The sequence below is a fragment of the Halobellus litoreus genome (assembly GCF_024464595.1).
GTDB classification, from domain to species: Archaea; Halobacteriota; Halobacteria; order Halobacteriales; family Haloferacaceae; genus Haloquadratum; species Haloquadratum litoreum.
The window spans coordinates 947,634-964,264 of sequence record NZ_JANHAW010000002.1 but is presented as its reverse complement, the minus strand read 5'-3'; the positions used below and the strand labels follow the sequence as shown (position 1 = coordinate 964,264).

The following is a 16,631-nucleotide window of genomic DNA, read 5'->3' as shown; positions in this document are numbered from 1 at the left end:
GAATTCCGCGACCGCCCACCGTCGCGCGACGGCGACCGGCTCAGTCGTCGGCGAGCGTCGCGCCCTCGGACTCGGAATCGGGTCCGACGGCGGCGCTGCCGAGGAGTCGATCGAGCGCCTCGACCATCGCGTCGACGCTGCAGCGCGTGATGTCGGAATCGGAAGTGGCCACGGTGACCGTCCGGTCGCCCTTCGACATCTCCACCTCGACGGTGACGACGGCGTCGGTGCCGCCGGTGATCGCGTCGACGTGGTACGATTCCAGTGTGGCGTCGGCCTCGGAGCCGAGCGCGGCGCGGACGGCCTTGACCGCGGCGTCGACCGGGCCGCTGCCGGTGCCGGAGGCCACGCGCTCCTGTTCGCCGACGCGGAGCCGGACCGAAGCCGTCGGCGTGCCGCCGCCCGACGCGGCGGTGAGATCGAGCAGTTCGACGTACCGCTCGCGCTCGCGTCCCTGGACGTCCTCGGCGATGGCCAGCAGGTCGGCGTCGGTGACGCGCTTGTCGCGGTCGCCGAGACGCTTCACGCGCTCGACGATCGCGGCGAGTTCCTCCTCGCTCACGTCGACGTCGTGCTCTTCGAGCGCGGCGCGGACGCCGGCGCGGCCGGCGTGCTTCCCGAGGACGAGCCGCCGCTCGCGACCCACCAGCTCGGGCGGGTAGGGCTCGTACATCGTGTCGTCTTTGAGCGTCCCGTCGGTGTGGATGCCGCTCTCGTGCGTGAAGGCGTTCTCGCCGACGACCGCCTTGTTCGGCGGCAGCGGGACGCCCGTCGCGTGGGAGACCTGCTGTGCGAGGTCGTAGAGGTCCTCCAGTTTGGCCGTCTCCACGTCGTAGCCGTGCGCCAGCGCGATGGCGACCTCCTCGAGCGCGACGTTGCCGGCGCGCTCGCCGATCCCGTTGATCGTGCCGTGAACGAGGTCCGCGCCGGCCGCGAGGCTGGCCCAGACGTTCGTCATTCCCAGTCCGAGGTCGTCGTGGGTGTGCGTCGACACCGGCCCGAGTTCCGCCAATCTGGAGACGTACTCGTAGGCCGTCTCCGGGGTGGCGTGCCCGACGGTATCGGCGAAGCAGGACCGGTCCGCGCCGGCGTCGAGCGCCTCGCGCATCAGGCGTTCGAGGAAGTCGAGGTCGGCGCGGGAGCCGTCCTCGCCGATGACTTCCACCCAGAGGCCGTGGTCCTTCGCGTACGCGACCAGGTCGGCGGTGTTCTCGACTACCTCGTCGTGGGTCGTTCCCACTTTCCGCTCGATGTGCTTGTCGCTGGCGGGGACGACGATCGTCACGCCGTCGACGTCGCAGTCGAGCGCGAGGTCGATGTCGTTCTGGACGCCGCGGGCGAAGCTCGTCACCGTCGCGTCGAGATCGAGCGCGGTCACCTGTCGGATGGTCGCGCGCTCTCCCTCGCCGGTGCAGGCGCTGCCGGCCTCGATGAACTCGATGTTCGCTCGATCCAGCGAGCGCGCGATGTCGGCTTTCTCGTCGGGCGTCAGCGACACACCCGGGGCTTGCTCGCCGTCGCGCAGTGTCGTATCTAGAAGCTGTACGGAGTCGTCAGAATCCACGGTGGATGCTAAGGGGTTGTTGGGGTTACCCCCGAATAAATCGACCACGAGTCATGTGCTCACACGGGTTGTGGTCGTGCAGGTATTTAAATTACACTTTTCCGGCGGTCGGTCGGGCGGCGGTCGCCCGGCAGCGGTCACTCGATACCCACCTAGCGGTCGGTCACTCGACGATCCGGACGCTGTCGCCGACTTCGACGTCGTCCGCGGCCCCGGCCGGCAGTTCGACGACCGTGTCGGCGACCGCGGCACCGAGTCCGCGCCACGCTCGGAGACGCGTTTTCTCCCGCACCTCGCCGTCGACGAGCCACAGCGCGTCGAGGTCGAACGGGACGCAGACCATATGCAGGTCGCGCTCGTCGGCGTCGTCGAAGGTGAACACCATCGCGTAGTCGTCCGGAATCGACCGCCTGAACATCAGCCCCCGCGCACGGGAGAGGAACGTGTCGGCGACGTCGACGTCGCTCGCGAGCGTTTCTGTCCCCTCCCTGTCGTCGTGTTCGACTCGCACAGGTGCCGGTCTCCGGCCGATCGGATAAAACGACCGACGGCTGGCTCCGGCGGCCTCGACCTCTGCAGACTCACCGTCGCACGTCGGTCCTACTCAGTCCGACCTCACCGCCGGATTCAACTCCGCGCCCGCCGAGTTCCGCCTATGGAGGAGACGCCAACGGGCACGCCGGTCGGCGTCGACGACCCGTACGATCACGCCGGCGTCTGCGACCACCTCACCGACGACGGCCGCTGTCGGTTCGCGCTCACCCGCGCGGGCGACGATCCCGAGTTTTCGGCCGCCCGGCGCGCGGCGGACTACGACTGCGTCGCGGCCGACGAGGACCGGGAGTTCCGCGACTGCCCGCACTACCGCTCGACCACCGACGGCCGCGAGTGCGTCCGCTGCGGCCTCGAAGCGGTGCGGATCGCCCACGACGACTCGCGGCCCCTGCTCGAAGAGCACCACCTGTCGTACGGGGGGAGCGGTGACGACGGCGGCGGTTCCGGAGACGCTCTCGCTCGGGGCGGTGCGTCCGACGCTGCCGGTACCTACGACCCGGCGTCGGGCGCCGACGAACCCAGCCACGAGATCACCGTCGCCCTCTGTCGGTGGTGTCACGCGAAGATCCACCGCTCGTTCGCCCGCGTCGACGACGACGTCGAACCCGACCCCGAGGCGTTCGCCGCCCGCGAGGAACGTCGCTCGAAGGAGCAATCGGAGTTCGGGTTCTCGACGGCGAGCGAGCGCCGCGAGTCCGACGGCTCGTGACGGTGCGCTCGACCCCCAGCACGGCGACGTCCCCGCATCGAGGCCTCGAAGCATCAGCGAGCCGACGCGCGCCCAGACCGGGCGCTTTTTGCCTCTCTTCGCTGTAAGACTCCCCAACTGATGACCCGCATCGTCGTTATCGACAACCATGGCCAGTTCACGCACCTCGAACGGCGCGCGCTCCGCGACCTCGACGTCGACGTCGAGATCCTCGACAACGACACCCCGCCCGGGGACGTCGACGCCGACGGGATCGTCCTCTCCGGCGGCCCGGATATGGACCGCATCGGCAACTCCCCGGACTACCTCGACCTCGACGTCCCCGTCTTCGGCATCTGCCTGGGGATGCAGATCCTCGCCGCGGAACTCGGCGGCGCGGTCGGCTCCGGCGACTACGGCGGCTACGCCGACGTCGACGTCGAGATCCTCGACGACGAGGACCCCCTCGTCGGCTCGCTCGCCCCCGAAACGCGCGTGTGGGCCAGCCACGCCGACGAGGTGAAGGAGGTCCCCGAGGGCTTCACGCGAACGGCGACCTCGGACGTCTGTGACGTCGAGGCGATGAGCGACACCGACCGGGACCTCTACGGCGTGCAGTGGCACCCGGAGGTCGCCCACACCGAGCGCGGCGAGGAAGTGTTCCGCAATTTCGTCTCGATCTGCGAGTAGCGCGTTCGCCCCTCGGCACCGCCCAATCTCAGCACCCGCTCCGCTATGACCTCGACACAAAGCGACCTGGCGAGTCTCTCCCGGTTCATCTTCCGGGCTCCCAGTTGGTACACCAGCCTCGCCTTCGCGCTCCTGCTCGCGGCGCTCGCGGGGATCGCCGCGTTCGACTCCGGCTCGTACGACCGCTCCTGGCAGGGGCTCTTCATCCTGGGCCGCGACGCCTGGGAGGGGATCTTCTTCATCGGAATCCCGACCGTCGTCGCCGCGTTCGGGACGGCCGGCGTCGACCGGTTCGTCGGCGGCAAACTCACCAACAACCGGTCGTCGCTGCTCGCGCTGGTCTCGGAGATCATCGTCGTCGCCATCGTCACCGGAGCCGCCATCGTCTCGGTGTTCACGGGACTCGGCCAGCGGTTCGTCTTCGACGCCCTCGTCGTCGCCCTCGCGTCGGTGTTCGCCTTCCGGCTCCTCGTCGTGATGGCGGTCTCGGAGTCGTCGGTGCTCGTCGCGTCGATCCCGGCGAGTCTCCAGACGCTCGCCGCCGCGATCCTGCTGTTCGTCTACAGCGGCACACTCCGCTTCCTGGAGGTCGGCGGCCCCCTCATCGACGCGTACCTGACGCCGTATCTCGCCCGATCAGCCGACGCGCCCGCGGAGCTCTCCGCGATCACCGCCGAGCACTTCGCGCTGCTCGCGGTCACCTGTGGCGTCTACGCGCTGGGGGTGTACGCCTTCATCGTCGCCGTCGATCGGCCGTGGAAGCGCAGCCTCGGCGTCTCGCTCCTGGATTTCCTGCGCGGGTTCGTCGGCCACGTGGCCGAGGGTTCGCGGGAGCTCGAGGAGTTCTTCCAGCAACTCGGCGAGGAGGCGCTCGTGCCGGTCTCGGTGCTCTCGTTCCGCCGGGTCGACGGTGACAGCGACGGCGCGGACGTCGCGGCCGACGGCGGTGCCGGGACGGAGTCGGCGGCCGATCTCGGGCGGGAGAAGGCACGCTTCGTCCTCCCGATGATCCACCCCGGTCCGATGGGCGAGATCGGGGGCGGAAACTTCCCCGAACGGGTCGCCACCGACTGCCCCGGGCTCGCGTTCCCGCCGCACGCGACCGCCGGTCACGACTTCAACCTCGTCACCGAGAGCGAGGTGGACACGATCCTCGACGCGGCCCGAACGGCGGCGGATCGCATCGTATACGACGACCTCGCGACTCGGAGCGTCCGCGTGCAGTCCGGCGAGGCGTCGATGCTCGGGCAGGCGTTCGGCGACGACGCCCTGCTGGTCTCGACGTACGCGCCCGGCTTCGCCGACGACGTCGAGTACGGCGTCGGCCTCTCGGCGACGGCGGAGGCCCGAACGAGCGACCTCGACGACGTCGTCCTCGTCGACGCGCACAACTCCAACGACGGGCTGAACGGCCCGGACCTGGGCCACGTCACGCCCGGATCCAAGCGCGCGTTCGATATGATCGGCGCGGCCGGCGTCTCGGGACAGCGGCTCTCGACTGCCGACCGCCACGGTCTCGAACTCGGAGTCGCGTGGGACGAGACGCCGTGGACGCCCGCCGAGGGGATCGGTCCCCTCGGGGTCCGCGTCGCCGTCACCGCCGTCGACGACCAGGAGACGGCGTACGTGCTGATCGACGGCAACAATATGGAACCCGGGCTCCGGGGCGAACTCGTCGAGGCGCTCGTGGAGGGCGGGACTCCGGAGGAGTCCCGAGTAGCCGGCGGAGCCGGCGACGGGGCGGGACGAGGTCCCGCGAGCAGCCGGACGGAGTCCGGCGACAGCGAGGCGCCGAGCGCCTCGGGCAATCGGACTACGTCCGATGACGACGGCCCAGTCGACGAGGCGGAGGTGATGACGACCGACACGCACATCGTCAACAGCGTCGAGGCCGACAACCAGGTCGGCGCGGCCATCGACTGGGACGAACTCCGGGCACTCGTCTGCGACCTGCTCGACGAGGCTCGCGCGGACCTCGAACCCGTCGAGGCCGGGGTCGCCGTCGAGCGCGCGGAGGTCACAGTCTTCGGCAACGACCGCACGGAGACGCTGGCCAGCCACGCGAACGCGGTCGTCGCGATGGGCGGCGCGTTCGCCGTCTCGATCATTCTCGCGGCCGTCGCCGTCAGCGTCCTTATCTTCCTCTTCGCGTAGGGAGAGTTCCTCGCGAGAGGTGCCGCCTCGCGCAGGTAGACCACTTTGCGAGAGAGGGACCGCTACGCGTCGAACGAGGCGTTCCGAGTCACGTGAGCGTCCCCGCCGAGCGCGGCTGTTCGCGTCGAGTGAAAGAAGAAGCGCCCTGCGGACGGCGCGACGGCCGCCCCGCCGTCGGCGCGGATTCGACCGCTTACTCGTCTTCGGCCGCGAACAGTTCGTCGACGGCCTCGCCGGCCGCCCGCGCGGCCTCGTCGGCGACTTCGTCGGCGTCAGTCTCGGCGTCGTCGGGCGCGTTGACGTAGACGTCGACGTCGAGGACGCCTTCTTCGAACGTCACGGTCACGTCGAAGTCGGTCAGTTCCGACTGCTTGTAGTGGGCGAAGATCACGCCCTCGGCGGCCTCAGCGGCCGTCTGGACGACCTCCTCGTCGGTCGGCATCGGCGATTACGCGCCGCCGGCGCCGCCGGGACCCATCGGCGGTCCGCCCGCGCCGCCGCCCTGGAGCATCTGCTGGAGCTCTTCCTGGAGGCTCTCGAACTGCTCCTGGACGCGCTCTTCCTGCTTCCCGAGCTGTTCGACGCGGACCTCGAGGCTGTCGACCTTCTCGGAGAGTTCCTCGTGTGCCTCGTCGTAGTCGGCCTCGACGAGCAGTTCGCCGATCTCGCGGTACATCGTCGTGTCCTCGTCGATGTCGTCGAGGGCGTCGAGCGCCGTCTTCGACTCGGTCAGCGTCGACTCGGCCTGCTCCTTCTGGGCGGCCACCTTCTGTGCCGTCTCCTGAAGATCCTGCAGTTCCTCGAGTTTCTCTTGTGCTTCCGGCGGCAGATTGCCCTGCATATCCGAGGCGACGGGATGCTGACTGAAAAAGGCCCGTATTCTCCGATCAGCGGCTGTTACCCGCCCACGGGGCGTTCGCCCCGCGCTGTGACGCTCTCTGCGACGTCGAGCAGGCGGATCCAGGTGTTCGTCCCCGCGCGAAGCGCGATCAGGTCGGCCGCCTCGACGGTCACGCGCACGAGGCGTCCCTCGCGAGCAACCGTCGCTCCGGAGCGGTCGTCCGCGATCTCGTCGACCTCGACGCGGACGCTCTCGGCGACGATCCGAGCGCGCCGCTCGTCGCGATACTCGAATTCGATTTCGGCCGCGTGTGCGGCCCCGACGGCGGACGCTTCTCGGCTCGCCATCGGCGGGAGAATGCTATTCGACCGGGACTTCTTTGATGTCCGGCGCGCGCTCCTTCAGCAGGATGCGGTGGCCGCAGTACGGACAGCGGACGCCGCCGTACTCGTCCAGTTCGACGTCTCGCTTGCACCGGGAACACTTGTAGCTCATTGATAAATACGTGGGGAGTGGGGGTGTTGGCTCTTTCGTGTGCGGGCGTCTGGGTAACTACCGGGTCACGCGACCGCTCGCTTACTCGTCGCTCTCGCCGGAGAGCGCGGCGCGGATCGAGCGACGGACCTGCTTGCCACCGGGGGTCTGCGGGCGGTAGGTGCCGCCGGTGAAGACCTCGCCGGTCTCGTCGTTCTGCCAGATGCCGGGTTCGAGACGGGTGACGCTGTCCTCATCGACCGTCGCGTTCCGCGTTGCCTCTTCGATCTCCTTTACGCGTCGACGGGCGACCCGCCCGTATCGCGCACCAAAGCGACCGGCGCTGCCGGTCTGTCGCGCCTTCTGTTCGGCCATAGTATCGCGTGATACCCCCGGCGGCGGCATAAACCCTGCGAGATTGGTCCGTGACGCCTCGGCCGGCGTTCTCCGGCGCGACCGCCCGGATCAGACCGATTCGAGCAGGTAGTCGAACGCGCCCGATCCCACGTGAAAGTGCGCGTAGGTCCCGAGCGTCCGGTACTCCACGAGACCCTCGTTGGCCCCGTCGATGCCGGCTCCCCGAACCATCTCGAAGGCGTACCGCGCGTCGGGGGCGGCCGTGCCCGAGGAGTAGTGGAACTCGTGACCGCGGCGCGTCTCGCCGGCGGGCGCGATGAGGCAGTCCGTCCGGGCGCGGACGCCGACGTGGTCCAGCGCGACCGGCCCGTCCCGCATTCGCGTCTCCACCGGGAGGACGCCCGCCATCGCGTGTTCGGCGCCCTCGCTCGTCGTCAGCGACTCGCCGAGGGCCATCAGCCCGCCGCACTCGCCGAAAATCGGGCGACCGTCGGCCGCGAGCGCCGCGAGTTCCTCCAGCGTCGCCGACTCCGAGAGCGCCGCCGCGTGTCGCTCCGGGTACCCGCCCGGGAGGTAGACCGCGTCGCAATCGGGCACCGAGTCGCCGGCGACGGGCGAGAAAGTCTCGACCGAGCCGCGGGCGGCGAGTCGGTCGCGCGTGCTCGGGTAGACAAACCGGAACGCGTCGTCGGCGGCGACCGCGACCCGGACGCCCGTCTCGTCGGCCGCGCGGAGCGAGGGCGGGGTGTCGAGCCGGGGTCGGCGGGTGAGATCCAGGAGGGCACCGGTCCGGATCTGCCGCGCCGCCGAGTCCAGCGCCTCCGCGGAGACGGGCGACTCGTCGCCGAAGTGCAGCCCGAGATGCCGGTCCGGTATCTCCAGCCCGTCGAGTTTCGGGGTTCGGCCGACGTACCGGAGTCCCTCGACGGCGTCGCGGATGCCGCGCTCGTGCCGCCCGCCGTGGGCGCGGGCGGCGAGCAGGCCGACCACGTCGACGTCGTAACCCGCCCGGTCGGCGTACTGCTGGAAGCCCAGCGCCGTCGCCGCGACGCTCTCCATCCCCGCGGAGGCGTCGACGACGAGGACGACGGGCAGATCCAGCGCCGCGGCGACGGCGGCGGTGCTGACGTCGCCGTCGTACAGCCCCATCATCCCCTCGACGACGCAGACGTCGCCGTCGTCGGCTCCCCGCGCGTAGGCGCGCCGGATCCCCGTCTCTCCCGCCAGCCAGGGGTCGAGCGTTCGGGAGGGTCGGTCGAGGACCGCGGCGTGGTGGCTCGGATCGATGAAGTCCGGGCCGGCCTTGGCCGCGACGGGCGTCCGGCCGGCGCGTTCCAAGGCGCGACAGACCGCGAGCGTCGCGACGGTCTTGCCAACGCTCGACGCCGTCCCGGCGAGGACGACGCCCGGGAGGTCCGAGGGGACCGCGTCGGTAGTCATCGGGGTAGTCTCGTCGACCCTCCCGGTTAACGGTTCCGCGCGACCGCGCGGTGGCCGCGTTCCGACATCGGCTCTCTCGTCACGGCGGTTCGCTTCCGATCGACGTCGGGACGTCCGTTCGCTGGCTGTCGAACTCGCCGCCCTGTCAGCGCCGAGCCATATCAATTTTTATTTATATCTGGTGCTGAAAGCAACGCGCAGATGGCGACTGGAAGGGTGGGACGGACGGTGGTCGGGTTGTTCGACGCCGTGTTTCGACCGTCGCGGTTCGTGATGGCGTCGAACGCGGCGAGTCGAACGTCGCTCCGGAGGGGCCTCTCGCGACTCCAATCGTTGCTCGTCGTGTTTCTCACGAACGTGGTGCTCTACGCGACGCCCCTGACGCTCTCGGGGTACGGCGTGGCCGTCGAGACGCAGGCCCCGTCGTGGTTCGTTCCGATCGCGCAGCGGACGCTCGGCAACCCCGACACGGCGTGGTGGCTGTTCGCGGGCATCGCCCAGAACTCGGTGTTCCTGATCGCCCTCTCGGCGGTCACGCTCTTGACGTACCACGCGGCACTCGTCGTGACCCGGAGTTCCAAGGGGTTCCTCCTGACGGTCCACACCGTCGTCTACAGCGTCAGCGCGTACCTGGCCGGCATCTTCACCGTCCTGGTGTTCCTCTCGCAGGCGGCCGCCTACGAGACGGCCCGCGCCCTCGTCATCGACCTTCAGGTGCGGTTCATCTCGGTGTTCTACGACCTGTTCGGCATCCCCGAATCGCGGCGGGTGTTCTCGGTCGGCGAGACGGTCCCGATGGTGCAGTTGAGTTCCGGGGAGACGGCCGTGCTGGCGCTGTTGGTCGCACTCGTTCTGTACTTCGTCTACTCGATGTACCTCGGCGCACGGCTGAATCACGGGGCCGGCGTCACGAGCGCGGTACTCTCCCTGCTCGCGGTCGGACTCTCGCCCGCGATCTACGTCGCGATCCTCCTCGTCTACTCCACCGGAGGCATCACGCTATGACTCAGGAATCCAATCCAAGCACACAGAGCGAACCGGACGCGAACACGGCCGCATCCGACTCGACCGCGACCGACCCCGGTCCGGGGACGGCGGCGTCGACGGACGGTACGACCGGTTCAGCGAACCGACGGACCGACTCGGCGAAAAGGACGGCCGAACCGGCGGCTGACTCGACCGCTACGACGGTCGGATCCGACGGCCCGGCGGACGACCCCGAAATCGTCCTGGAGACGCAACCGACGCTGAAGCCGACGATCCTCAGTCTCGCGACCGTCCTCGTCGTCGGCATCGCTATCGTCGCGTACCTGTTCGCGGACCCGACCCTCCTCGGGACGACCGAGCGGACGGAGATCGCCGCGAACCTGGTCGTCCTCCTGACGGTCGTCGGTGCCGGACGGTTCCTGCTCCGACTGTACGTCCTGACCCGGACGCGGTACGTCGTCACCCCCGACGCGGTCCGACGCGAGTACTCGCTGCTGTACAAGACGTTCTCGCGCGAACTCCCGCTGTCGAAGGTGCGGAGTCACGAACTCCGACGGAGCCGGATCGAGACGATTCTCGGCATCGGGAGCGTCGGGTTCCTCACGGGAAGCGTCTCTCAGAGCCCGACCCACCTCGAATTCGAGAACGTGCCGCACCCGGACCGGATCCGACGGCAGGTCCGGGATCAACTCCCCGACAAAGAGTCGTAGCCGCCGCTTCGTTCGGGATCGGTTCGCTCCCGACGGTTCTTTTTCGACTCGACTACCTCTCGCTTCCGACGGCGTCGACTCGCGCCCGTCGGTCGGTCACGACGCCGTGCTCGGCATCGTCGACCGACGCCGGCGGCACCGCGTCGCGATAACGTGATTCCAGCGCCGCGAGCAGGGCGTCGCGGACGCAGGCGCGCGCCGCCGACCCGACCTCGGTGGCGCTCCCCGAGAAGGTCGCGGCCTCGCCCTCGGGGTCGCAGCCGACGAGGACCGCGTCGGAGGTCGTCCCCGCGAACCCGCACTGCGCGAGCAGCGTCGCCGCCTTCGCCTCCGCGGCGACGGCGACGAGGTTCGCGAGCGCGCCGGGCGCGAGCGACCGCCTCGTGCCCACGACGACGTTGACGGTTCCGTCGTGCCGACGATCGCCGTCGGTGCCGCGGTCGACGCGCCGTCTCCCCGCGCCGGCGCTTTCGTCCGGCATCGGCAGCGCCGCCGGGTTACTCACGCCAGCGGTGACGACGGCCTCGACGGGGCCGAGTCGCGCGCGGCGGGCGTGCCGCATCGAGACGCCGGTGAGAAGCGCCGGTGCGGAACGGGAGGCACCCGTCTCCGGCGGCGCTTCGTCGAAGCCGACCTCCCGGCGTCGACGACGGACGTAGCCGGCGACGTCGACGTCGTTCCAGCCCTCCGGGACCGAGAGGAGATAGGCGGCGTCGGCGTCGGCTCTCCCGCCTTCATAGCCCGTCGAGAGCCATCGCGTTCCCGGTCTGGAAAGCTGGCAGACCTCCTCGCGGACCGTCGACTCGAACACCGAACCGACGTCTGCGTGGTCGGGCTCGGTTCCGCCGGTCATCGGTCCAGGAGCGCGTCGAGCAACAGATCGTTCTCTCGCGGGCGGCGCACGGCCACGCGCACGTGCGAATCCAATCGCGGGAACGTCCGGGCGTCGCGGACCACCACGCCGCCGTCGCGAGCGCGGGCGAGCACCCGTTCGACCGCCGCGTCGGGGTCCGCCCGCTCGCCGCCGACGTCGACGAGCAGGAAGGGGGCGTCGGCGGGCGCGACCGCGTACCGCTCGGAGAGCGCCTCGCGCAGCCGGGCGCGTTCGCTCGCGACCCGCTCGCGCGTTCGCTCGACAAACTCGGTCTCCCGAAGGCAGTGCGTCCCCACGGCCGCTGCGGGGGTCGACAGCCCCCACGTCGGCCGGGCGGTCCGCAATCGCTCGCCGAGGTCGCCGACCGCGACCGCGAAGCCCGCGCGGATCCCAGGCAGGCCGAACATCTTGGTGAGCGAACGGGCGACGATCGCGCCCGGTTCGCCGGCGAGGCTCGGCGCGTCGGTGAAGTCGAGGAACGCCTCGTCGACGACGAGCCGCGTTCCGGACGACCGACAGGCGTCCAGAAACGCTCGGAGGGCGCTCGGATCGGCGAGTTCGCCGGTCGGGTTGTTCGGCGTACACACGACGGCCGCGGCGTAGTCCGCCGGGTCGCGATCGAGGAGTTCGTCGTGTGCGACGCCGACGGGAGCGCCGCCCTGTAGACGGATCTCTCGCGCGTACTCGCCGAAACTCGGTTCGGGAACGAGCACGCGGTCGCCCGGGGAGACGGTGACCCCGAAGGCCAGGCGGAGCGCCGCGAGGCCGCCGGCCGTCGGGACCACGTCGTCCGCGGCGCAGTCCGCGGCGTCGGAGTCGCGTCCCACGTACGCGGCCGCCGCCGCGCGGAAGTCGGCGAAGTCGTCGGCGTAGCGCGTCGCGTCCGCGAGTGCCGCCTCGTAGACGTCTCCGACGCCCGCGGGCCGAACTGGGTTCGTGTTCGCGCTGAAGTCGACGAGTTCCCGGTCGTCGCTGCCGCCGTGGGGAACGCGCTCGACGTCCGAGAGGCTGTCAGCGTCCATCGCCGGTGTCTCCCCGGGATTTGTCGCGGGCGGCATCGTCCGCGTCGTCGCCGGTCACCCGATCCAGCACCGCGCGCGTCGCCTCGGTCACCGCGCCGAGCCGTCCGGCCTCGTCGGCGAGTCGGAGCGCGCCGCCCATCCCGGCACCCTCCTTGGCGACGCCGTCGGCGTACGCCGTCAGCGGCCCCGCGCCGTCGGCGTCGAAGTCGGGGTCGGTGACGGCGAGGTCCAACTCCAGCGCCGCGGCCGCCTCCTCGAGTTCGGACACGTCGGCGGCCAGGTACGAGGTCGTCGCGAGCGTCGCGCGGTCGGGGACGCCGGCGTGGCGGACGAGCGCGGCGGCGGCGAGCAGCTGCGTCCCGCCGCCGAGAACCACCTCGGTCCCAGATTCGAGCGCGCCCGCGGCGAGCCCCGCGGCGACGGCCAGCACTGGATCGCCGACGGCTCGCAGGGCGGTCTCCGGGGCGTGCGCGGCCCGCCCGGGAGCGACGTCCGAGGACTCGAACGCCGCCTCGACGACCCGCTCTTTCAGGTCGAGCGGGTTCTCCGGCAGCGACGACGACGTCGAGCCGAGGGCGTCCTCGCCGAGCGCGCGGAGCACCGCCATCGCGGTGGTGGTTCCGCCGGGAACTGTCTCGCCGACGACGACCCGGTCGTCCGGCAGCGCGCGGCCGAACCGCCGCGCGGCCACGAAGGCTCCGGGCGCGGTCTGGACGGGGTCCGGCTCACGGATGTCGCCGCCGGGGCGCGCGCCCACCGAGACGGTCGGCGCGCCGGTCGGCCGCGCGAGGCCGCCGTCGACGACGGTGAGGTCGAAACCGAGCAACTCCCGGACGGCGCGCGTTACGACCGCGGGCGTCGGACAGCCCGTCGGACTCACCGGGGTCACGGGCGCGCGGACCGTATCGCCGTAGGCGAGGATCTCCGCGTCGGCGCTCGGCGTGTGCACGAGGAGGTCGCGGCTCGCGCCCGCGGCGCTGATGCCGTCGATCTCGGCCGTGCGGGTCGTCCCCGCGACGAGGATCACCCGCACAGCGCCTCCGCCAGTTCTCTGTCGGCCGGTCGGTTCACGTTGACCGCGAGGCGGGCGTCGTACGTCAACGCCACGGTGTCGTCGTCGCCGGCGACGACGTTCAGCCCCGTCGGTGCGACCGCCCGTCCGTCGCGCTCGAACGACGTATCGACGGACGCGCCGAGGCGGCGTTTCAGCGCGGCGGGGACGCAGACGGTGAGCGACGTCGCCCCCAACTCGCTCGATCGGCCTCCCGAACGCGCCCGTTCGATCGCGTCGTCGACGTGCTCGGAGGCCAGCAGCGGCAGGTCCGCCGGGACCGTGAGCGCCGGTCGGCCGACCTCGTCGAGGGCGGTGGCCAGATCCGAGACGTAGCCCTGACCGGGCGTCTCGACGACCGAGAGCGACAGCGCTCGCGCCCGCTCGGCGGTCTCCGGTGCGTGCGGCGAGACGACCGCGTGGATCGTTCCCGCGTCGGACGCTTCGGGCCCTCCGATCCGACTCGCGCGGAGCGCGTCGACGATCCGGTCGAGCATCGGCTGGTCGCCGACTTCGACGAGCGGCTTCTCGACGTCGCAGACCTGTTCGGTCTCTGCGCCGTCCCGAAGCCGCGTGCCACGCCCGCCGCACATCACCAGAGCGTCCACGCGATCACCCCCGCGTGCACGCCCGCGACGCGCCCGAGTTCGTTCGCTGCGCCGAGCACGTCGCCGTTGACGCCGCCGAGCGCCCCGCGCGCCCAGACCCCGACGAGCCAGGCGACGCCGAGCGGCGCGAGCAGCGCGGCGAGCGCGCCCGCGTATCCGACTCCCAAGCTCGAGGCGAGGGCGAGCATCGGCAGGAGGGCCAGTGTGACGGGGAGGAGCGCCGTCGGCGTCACCGGGTCCGTCAGCGCGGCCCCGAGGCCGTCGTGTATCGCCTCCCGCGTACAGACGAGCAGCGCCATTCCCGCCTTCGCCCCGACTTCCGCGGCGAGGGCGAGCGCGAACGCGACGCGGGGAAGCGTCCCGGCCAGACCCAGCGCGCCGAGTCCGAGCGTCACGAACGCGAGCGCGACGGCCAGCGCGCCGCCGACGCCTGTCTGGGAGTCCTTGAGCACTTCCCGCCGGCGCGCGGCGTCGGTTCCGCCGTGGACCGCCGCCGCGTCGCCCACGTCTGCCAGCCCGTCGGCGTGGGTGACGCCGCCGAGGAGGACGAGCGTCACGAGGTACAGCGCGGCGGCGCTCGGGACCGGGAGCGGGAGAAGCAGGGGGAAAGCGGCGAGCGCGCCGACTACGTAGCCGGCGAGGGGAATCGAGACCGGGGTCCGCCTGAACGCCTCCCAGGCGTCCGCGTCGCCGCCGAGCGGGAGACGCGTGAGAAAGCCGAGCGCCCCGCGGAGCGCGGTCAGAACCACGCGATCACCCCCGCGACGACGAACGCGAGCGCGCCGGCGCGCCGCGTGATGCCGACCGCGCGCCCCGCGGTCGCCGCGTCCGGAAGCGGCGTCGTCGCCACCTTCGATCCCGACGTGCGGACCCGTCCGGGCGCGTCCGACGCCGGTGCCGCCGGGGCGGCCCGCGACCGACCCGCGGCGGCCGGATCGAGGTCGTAGGTGCCCGGCTTGTGCAACCGCGCGGGCAGCAGCGTCGCCATCGTCGCCATCGGCCATCCCGAGTTCGGCGAGGACGGCCGCCCGGCGAGCGCTCGAACGGACGGCCGGAACGGGGTCGCGGGCGACCCCGCAGCGACGGCGAGAAGCAGCGCCGACAGCCGGGCCGGGAGCCACATCACGGCGTCGTCGAGGCGGGCCGGGGCCCACCCGATCGGATTCGAGCGGTAGCCCAGCATCGAGTCCAGCGTGTTGACGCCTTTCACCCAGGCGGCCGCCCCCGCGCCCGCGACGAGTGGGAGCGAGACTGCCGGCTGCGCTGGCGGCGAAGCCGGCGTCGCGAACGCGCCGGTCGCCGCGACGGCGACGGCGAACGCGAGCAGCGGCGCGACGAGGCCGTCTGCGAGGTTCTCCGCGAGGCTCTCGACGGCCGCGGAACGGACGTGGCCCGGACCGAGACCGTCGGCGTCGCGGCCCGCCAGCGCGCGGAGGTCGCCCCGGGCAGCGTCGATGTCGGCGTCGCTCTCGTCGATGACGGCGCGCGCGCTGTCCAGCAACAGCCGCAGACTAGTCGTCGAGAAGAGGACGCCCGCGGCCACCGCGGCCCCGAGCCAGGGTGTCCCGACCCCCACGGAGACGACCGATGCGGCAGCGACGGCTGCCGCGGCCACCGCGGCGAATCCCAGCGGAACGACCCCCGCCGTGAGAACGCCGACGAGCCGCGGGTGCGACCACTGGCCGACGGGGCCGCGAGAATCCGCGCCGCCCCGGTCGCGCCGGTCGATCCGCGCCACGAGGCGACCGAGCAGCGCGACCGGGTGCACGCGCGCCGGGGGTTCGCCGACGACGGCGTCCAAGCCCGCCGCGAGGACGACGGCGGCGGTCGCCGTCACCGGCACGGGGCGGCACCTCCGAGCGACTCGCCCCGGCGCAGTCGACCCGCGACGGCGTCCAGGTCGGACTCGGTGACGTCGACGAACGTCCCGCCGAGCGATGTGATCCCGCCGTCCGTGGCGTCGTCGTCGCCGACGTGGACGAGCGACGCCGGGGCGACGCCGAGTTCGCCCGCGGCCGTCTCGAACGACTTCGGATGCGGCTTGCGCCACCCGCAGCCGACGCTCGTCACCGTGGCGTCGAACGCGGCGCGATCGAGCGTCGACCGGATCAGCGTCCGCGAGACGAGTTCGGGGACCGAACAGTTCGAGAGGAGACCGACCGGGCCGCGCTCCGCGGCGGCCGCGACGGCGTCGGACGCGCCCGGACGGGTCCGCACGTCGGGATCGAAGGCGGCGACGACGGCGCGCCGGGCGGCGTTGTTGGGGACGTCGACGCCGCGGGCGCGGAGCGCGGCGGCGACGTGTGCCGGAAGCGGCACTTCCGCGCCTTCCGGGGCGTCGACGTGTCGCTCGGCGTAGGCGGCCGACCAGTCGGTCGGCACTGGGACGTCGCGATCGCGGAGTTCCGCCGCGACCGCGGCGGCGGGGTCGTCCGGCCGGTCGACCGCGACGAGCGTCCCGAAGAGATCGAACGTTACTGCCACTACGGTTGAAACGGTGAAAGTCGACTTGAATTTGCCGGAGCGAGACGGCGGTCGGAAGCGACCGAACGCCCCTGATCGGGAGACCCCTCGACTGACATCCGTCAGACACGAAGGAAGATTCAAATAGTCGGT

At 71.5% G+C, this 16,631-nt stretch carries 20 protein-coding genes; 5 read left to right on the top strand and 15 right to left on the bottom strand.

Features of this window, described 5'->3' with window-relative positions; all coding sequences use genetic code 11:
* Positions 1-40 precede the first annotated feature (40 nt).
* Both NO360_RS12440 and NO360_RS12435 read right to left on the bottom strand, forming a co-directional pair.
* Complete coding sequence (locus tag NO360_RS12440; RefSeq protein ID WP_256308128.1) at positions 41-1,612, bottom strand: (R)-citramalate synthase; 1,572 nt, start codon at positions 1,610-1,612, stop codon at positions 41-43.
* A gap of 115 nt (positions 1,613-1,727) precedes the next feature.
* Positions 1,728-2,075, bottom strand: coding sequence for a DUF192 domain-containing protein (locus NO360_RS12435; RefSeq protein ID WP_256308127.1), 348 nt, complete (start codon positions 2,073-2,075; stop codon positions 1,728-1,730).
* A gap of 144 nt (positions 2,076-2,219) precedes the next feature.
* Here NO360_RS12435 and NO360_RS12430 point away from each other — a divergent pair, with 144 nt between their 5' ends.
* The 3 genes from NO360_RS12430 to NO360_RS12420 all read left to right on the top strand — a co-directional run bounded on the left by NO360_RS12430 (position 2,220) and on the right by NO360_RS12420 (position 5,651).
* Entirely contained in the window at positions 2,220-2,828 is a 609-nt protein-coding gene (locus NO360_RS12430) for a DUF7097 family protein (RefSeq protein ID WP_256308126.1), read from the top strand.
* 120 nt (positions 2,829-2,948) lie between these two features.
* Positions 2,949-3,497 carry a GMP synthase subunit A gene (locus NO360_RS12425; protein WP_256308125.1) on the top strand — a complete coding sequence of 183 codons (549 nt, stop codon included), beginning with the start codon at positions 2,949-2,951 and terminating at the stop codon, positions 3,495-3,497.
* A gap of 45 nt (positions 3,498-3,542) precedes the next feature.
* Positions 3,543-5,651: a DUF2070 family protein gene (locus tag NO360_RS12420; RefSeq protein WP_256308124.1), complete on the top strand. Its 2,109-nt coding sequence runs from the start codon at positions 3,543-3,545 to the stop codon at positions 5,649-5,651.
* Positions 5,652-5,844: 193 nt separating this feature from the next.
* Here NO360_RS12420 and NO360_RS12415 read toward each other — a convergent pair whose 3' ends face one another.
* The 6 genes from NO360_RS12415 to NO360_RS12390 all read right to left on the bottom strand — a co-directional run bounded on the left by NO360_RS12415 (position 5,845) and on the right by NO360_RS12390 (position 8,763).
* A complete protein-coding gene (locus tag NO360_RS12415) occupies positions 5,845-6,093 on the bottom strand; it encodes a DUF3194 domain-containing protein (protein ID WP_256308123.1) in 249 nt (82 codons plus the stop codon).
* 6 nt (positions 6,094-6,099) lie between these two features.
* Positions 6,100-6,492 (bottom strand): prefoldin subunit beta, encoded by a 393-nt coding sequence (locus NO360_RS12410; protein WP_256308122.1) that lies wholly within the window; start codon positions 6,490-6,492, stop codon positions 6,100-6,102.
* A gap of 56 nt (positions 6,493-6,548) precedes the next feature.
* On the bottom strand, positions 6,549-6,839 hold the full coding sequence (locus NO360_RS12405) for a KEOPS complex subunit Pcc1 (protein WP_256308121.1): 291 nt from the start codon (positions 6,837-6,839) through the stop codon (positions 6,549-6,551).
* Positions 6,840-6,852: 13 nt separating this feature from the next.
* Positions 6,853-6,987 carry a DNA-directed RNA polymerase subunit P gene (locus NO360_RS12400; RefSeq protein ID WP_256308120.1) on the bottom strand — a complete coding sequence of 45 codons (135 nt, stop codon included), beginning with the start codon at positions 6,985-6,987 and terminating at the stop codon, positions 6,853-6,855.
* An 81-nt stretch (positions 6,988-7,068) separates the two neighbouring features.
* Positions 7,069-7,341 (bottom strand): eL43 family ribosomal protein, encoded by a 273-nt coding sequence (locus NO360_RS12395; RefSeq protein ID WP_103991381.1) that lies wholly within the window; start codon positions 7,339-7,341, stop codon positions 7,069-7,071.
* A 90-nt stretch (positions 7,342-7,431) separates the two neighbouring features.
* Positions 7,432-8,763, bottom strand: coding sequence for a cobyrinic acid a,c-diamide synthase CobB (locus tag NO360_RS12390; protein WP_256308119.1), 1,332 nt, complete (start codon positions 8,761-8,763; stop codon positions 7,432-7,434).
* Positions 8,764-8,964: 201 nt separating this feature from the next.
* Here NO360_RS12390 and NO360_RS12385 point away from each other — a divergent pair, with 201 nt between their 5' ends.
* Both NO360_RS12385 and NO360_RS12380 read left to right on the top strand, forming a co-directional pair.
* A complete protein-coding gene (locus tag NO360_RS12385) occupies positions 8,965-9,768 on the top strand; it encodes a hypothetical protein (protein ID WP_256308118.1) in 804 nt (267 codons plus the stop codon).
* Positions 9,765-10,460 carry a PH domain-containing protein gene (locus tag NO360_RS12380; protein WP_256308117.1) on the top strand — a complete coding sequence of 232 codons (696 nt, stop codon included), beginning with the start codon at positions 9,765-9,767 and terminating at the stop codon, positions 10,458-10,460. The genes NO360_RS12385 and NO360_RS12380 overlap by 4 nt, the downstream gene beginning before the upstream one ends.
* A gap of 52 nt (positions 10,461-10,512) precedes the next feature.
* Here the strand turns inward: NO360_RS12380 and NO360_RS12375 are convergent, their stop codons facing one another.
* From NO360_RS12375 to NO360_RS12345, 7 genes are read right to left on the bottom strand one after another with little or no spacing between them, the layout of a single operon-like run.
* Positions 10,513-11,271 carry an adenosylcobinamide amidohydrolase gene (locus NO360_RS12375; protein ID WP_256308532.1) on the bottom strand — a complete coding sequence of 253 codons (759 nt, stop codon included), beginning with the start codon at positions 11,269-11,271 and terminating at the stop codon, positions 10,513-10,515.
* A gap of 38 nt (positions 11,272-11,309) precedes the next feature.
* Positions 11,310-12,356, bottom strand: coding sequence for an aminotransferase class I/II-fold pyridoxal phosphate-dependent enzyme (locus NO360_RS12370; protein WP_256308116.1), 1,047 nt, complete (start codon positions 12,354-12,356; stop codon positions 11,310-11,312).
* Positions 12,346-13,389, bottom strand: a complete 1,044-nt coding sequence (locus tag NO360_RS12365) for a nicotinate-nucleotide--dimethylbenzimidazole phosphoribosyltransferase (RefSeq protein ID WP_256308115.1) — start codon at positions 13,387-13,389, stop codon at positions 12,346-12,348. The genes NO360_RS12370 and NO360_RS12365 overlap by 11 nt, the downstream gene beginning before the upstream one ends.
* On the bottom strand, positions 13,380-14,000 hold the full coding sequence (locus NO360_RS12360; RefSeq protein ID WP_256308114.1) for an NTP transferase domain-containing protein: 621 nt from the start codon (positions 13,998-14,000) through the stop codon (positions 13,380-13,382). Before NO360_RS12360 ends, NO360_RS12365 begins: the two co-directional genes overlap by 10 nt.
* Positions 14,000-14,764 (bottom strand): adenosylcobinamide-GDP ribazoletransferase, encoded by a 765-nt coding sequence (gene cobS / locus NO360_RS12355; protein ID WP_256308113.1) that lies wholly within the window; start codon positions 14,762-14,764, stop codon positions 14,000-14,002. The genes NO360_RS12360 and cobS overlap by 1 nt, the downstream gene beginning before the upstream one ends.
* On the bottom strand, positions 14,755-15,858 hold the full coding sequence (locus tag NO360_RS12350) for a CobD/CbiB family cobalamin biosynthesis protein (RefSeq protein ID WP_256308112.1): 1,104 nt from the start codon (positions 15,856-15,858) through the stop codon (positions 14,755-14,757). Before NO360_RS12350 ends, cobS begins: the two co-directional genes overlap by 10 nt.
* Entirely contained in the window at positions 15,849-16,499 is a 651-nt protein-coding gene (locus NO360_RS12345) for an HAD family hydrolase (RefSeq protein ID WP_256308111.1), read from the bottom strand. The genes NO360_RS12350 and NO360_RS12345 overlap by 10 nt, the downstream gene beginning before the upstream one ends.
* Positions 16,500-16,631: the final 132 nt, after the last annotated feature.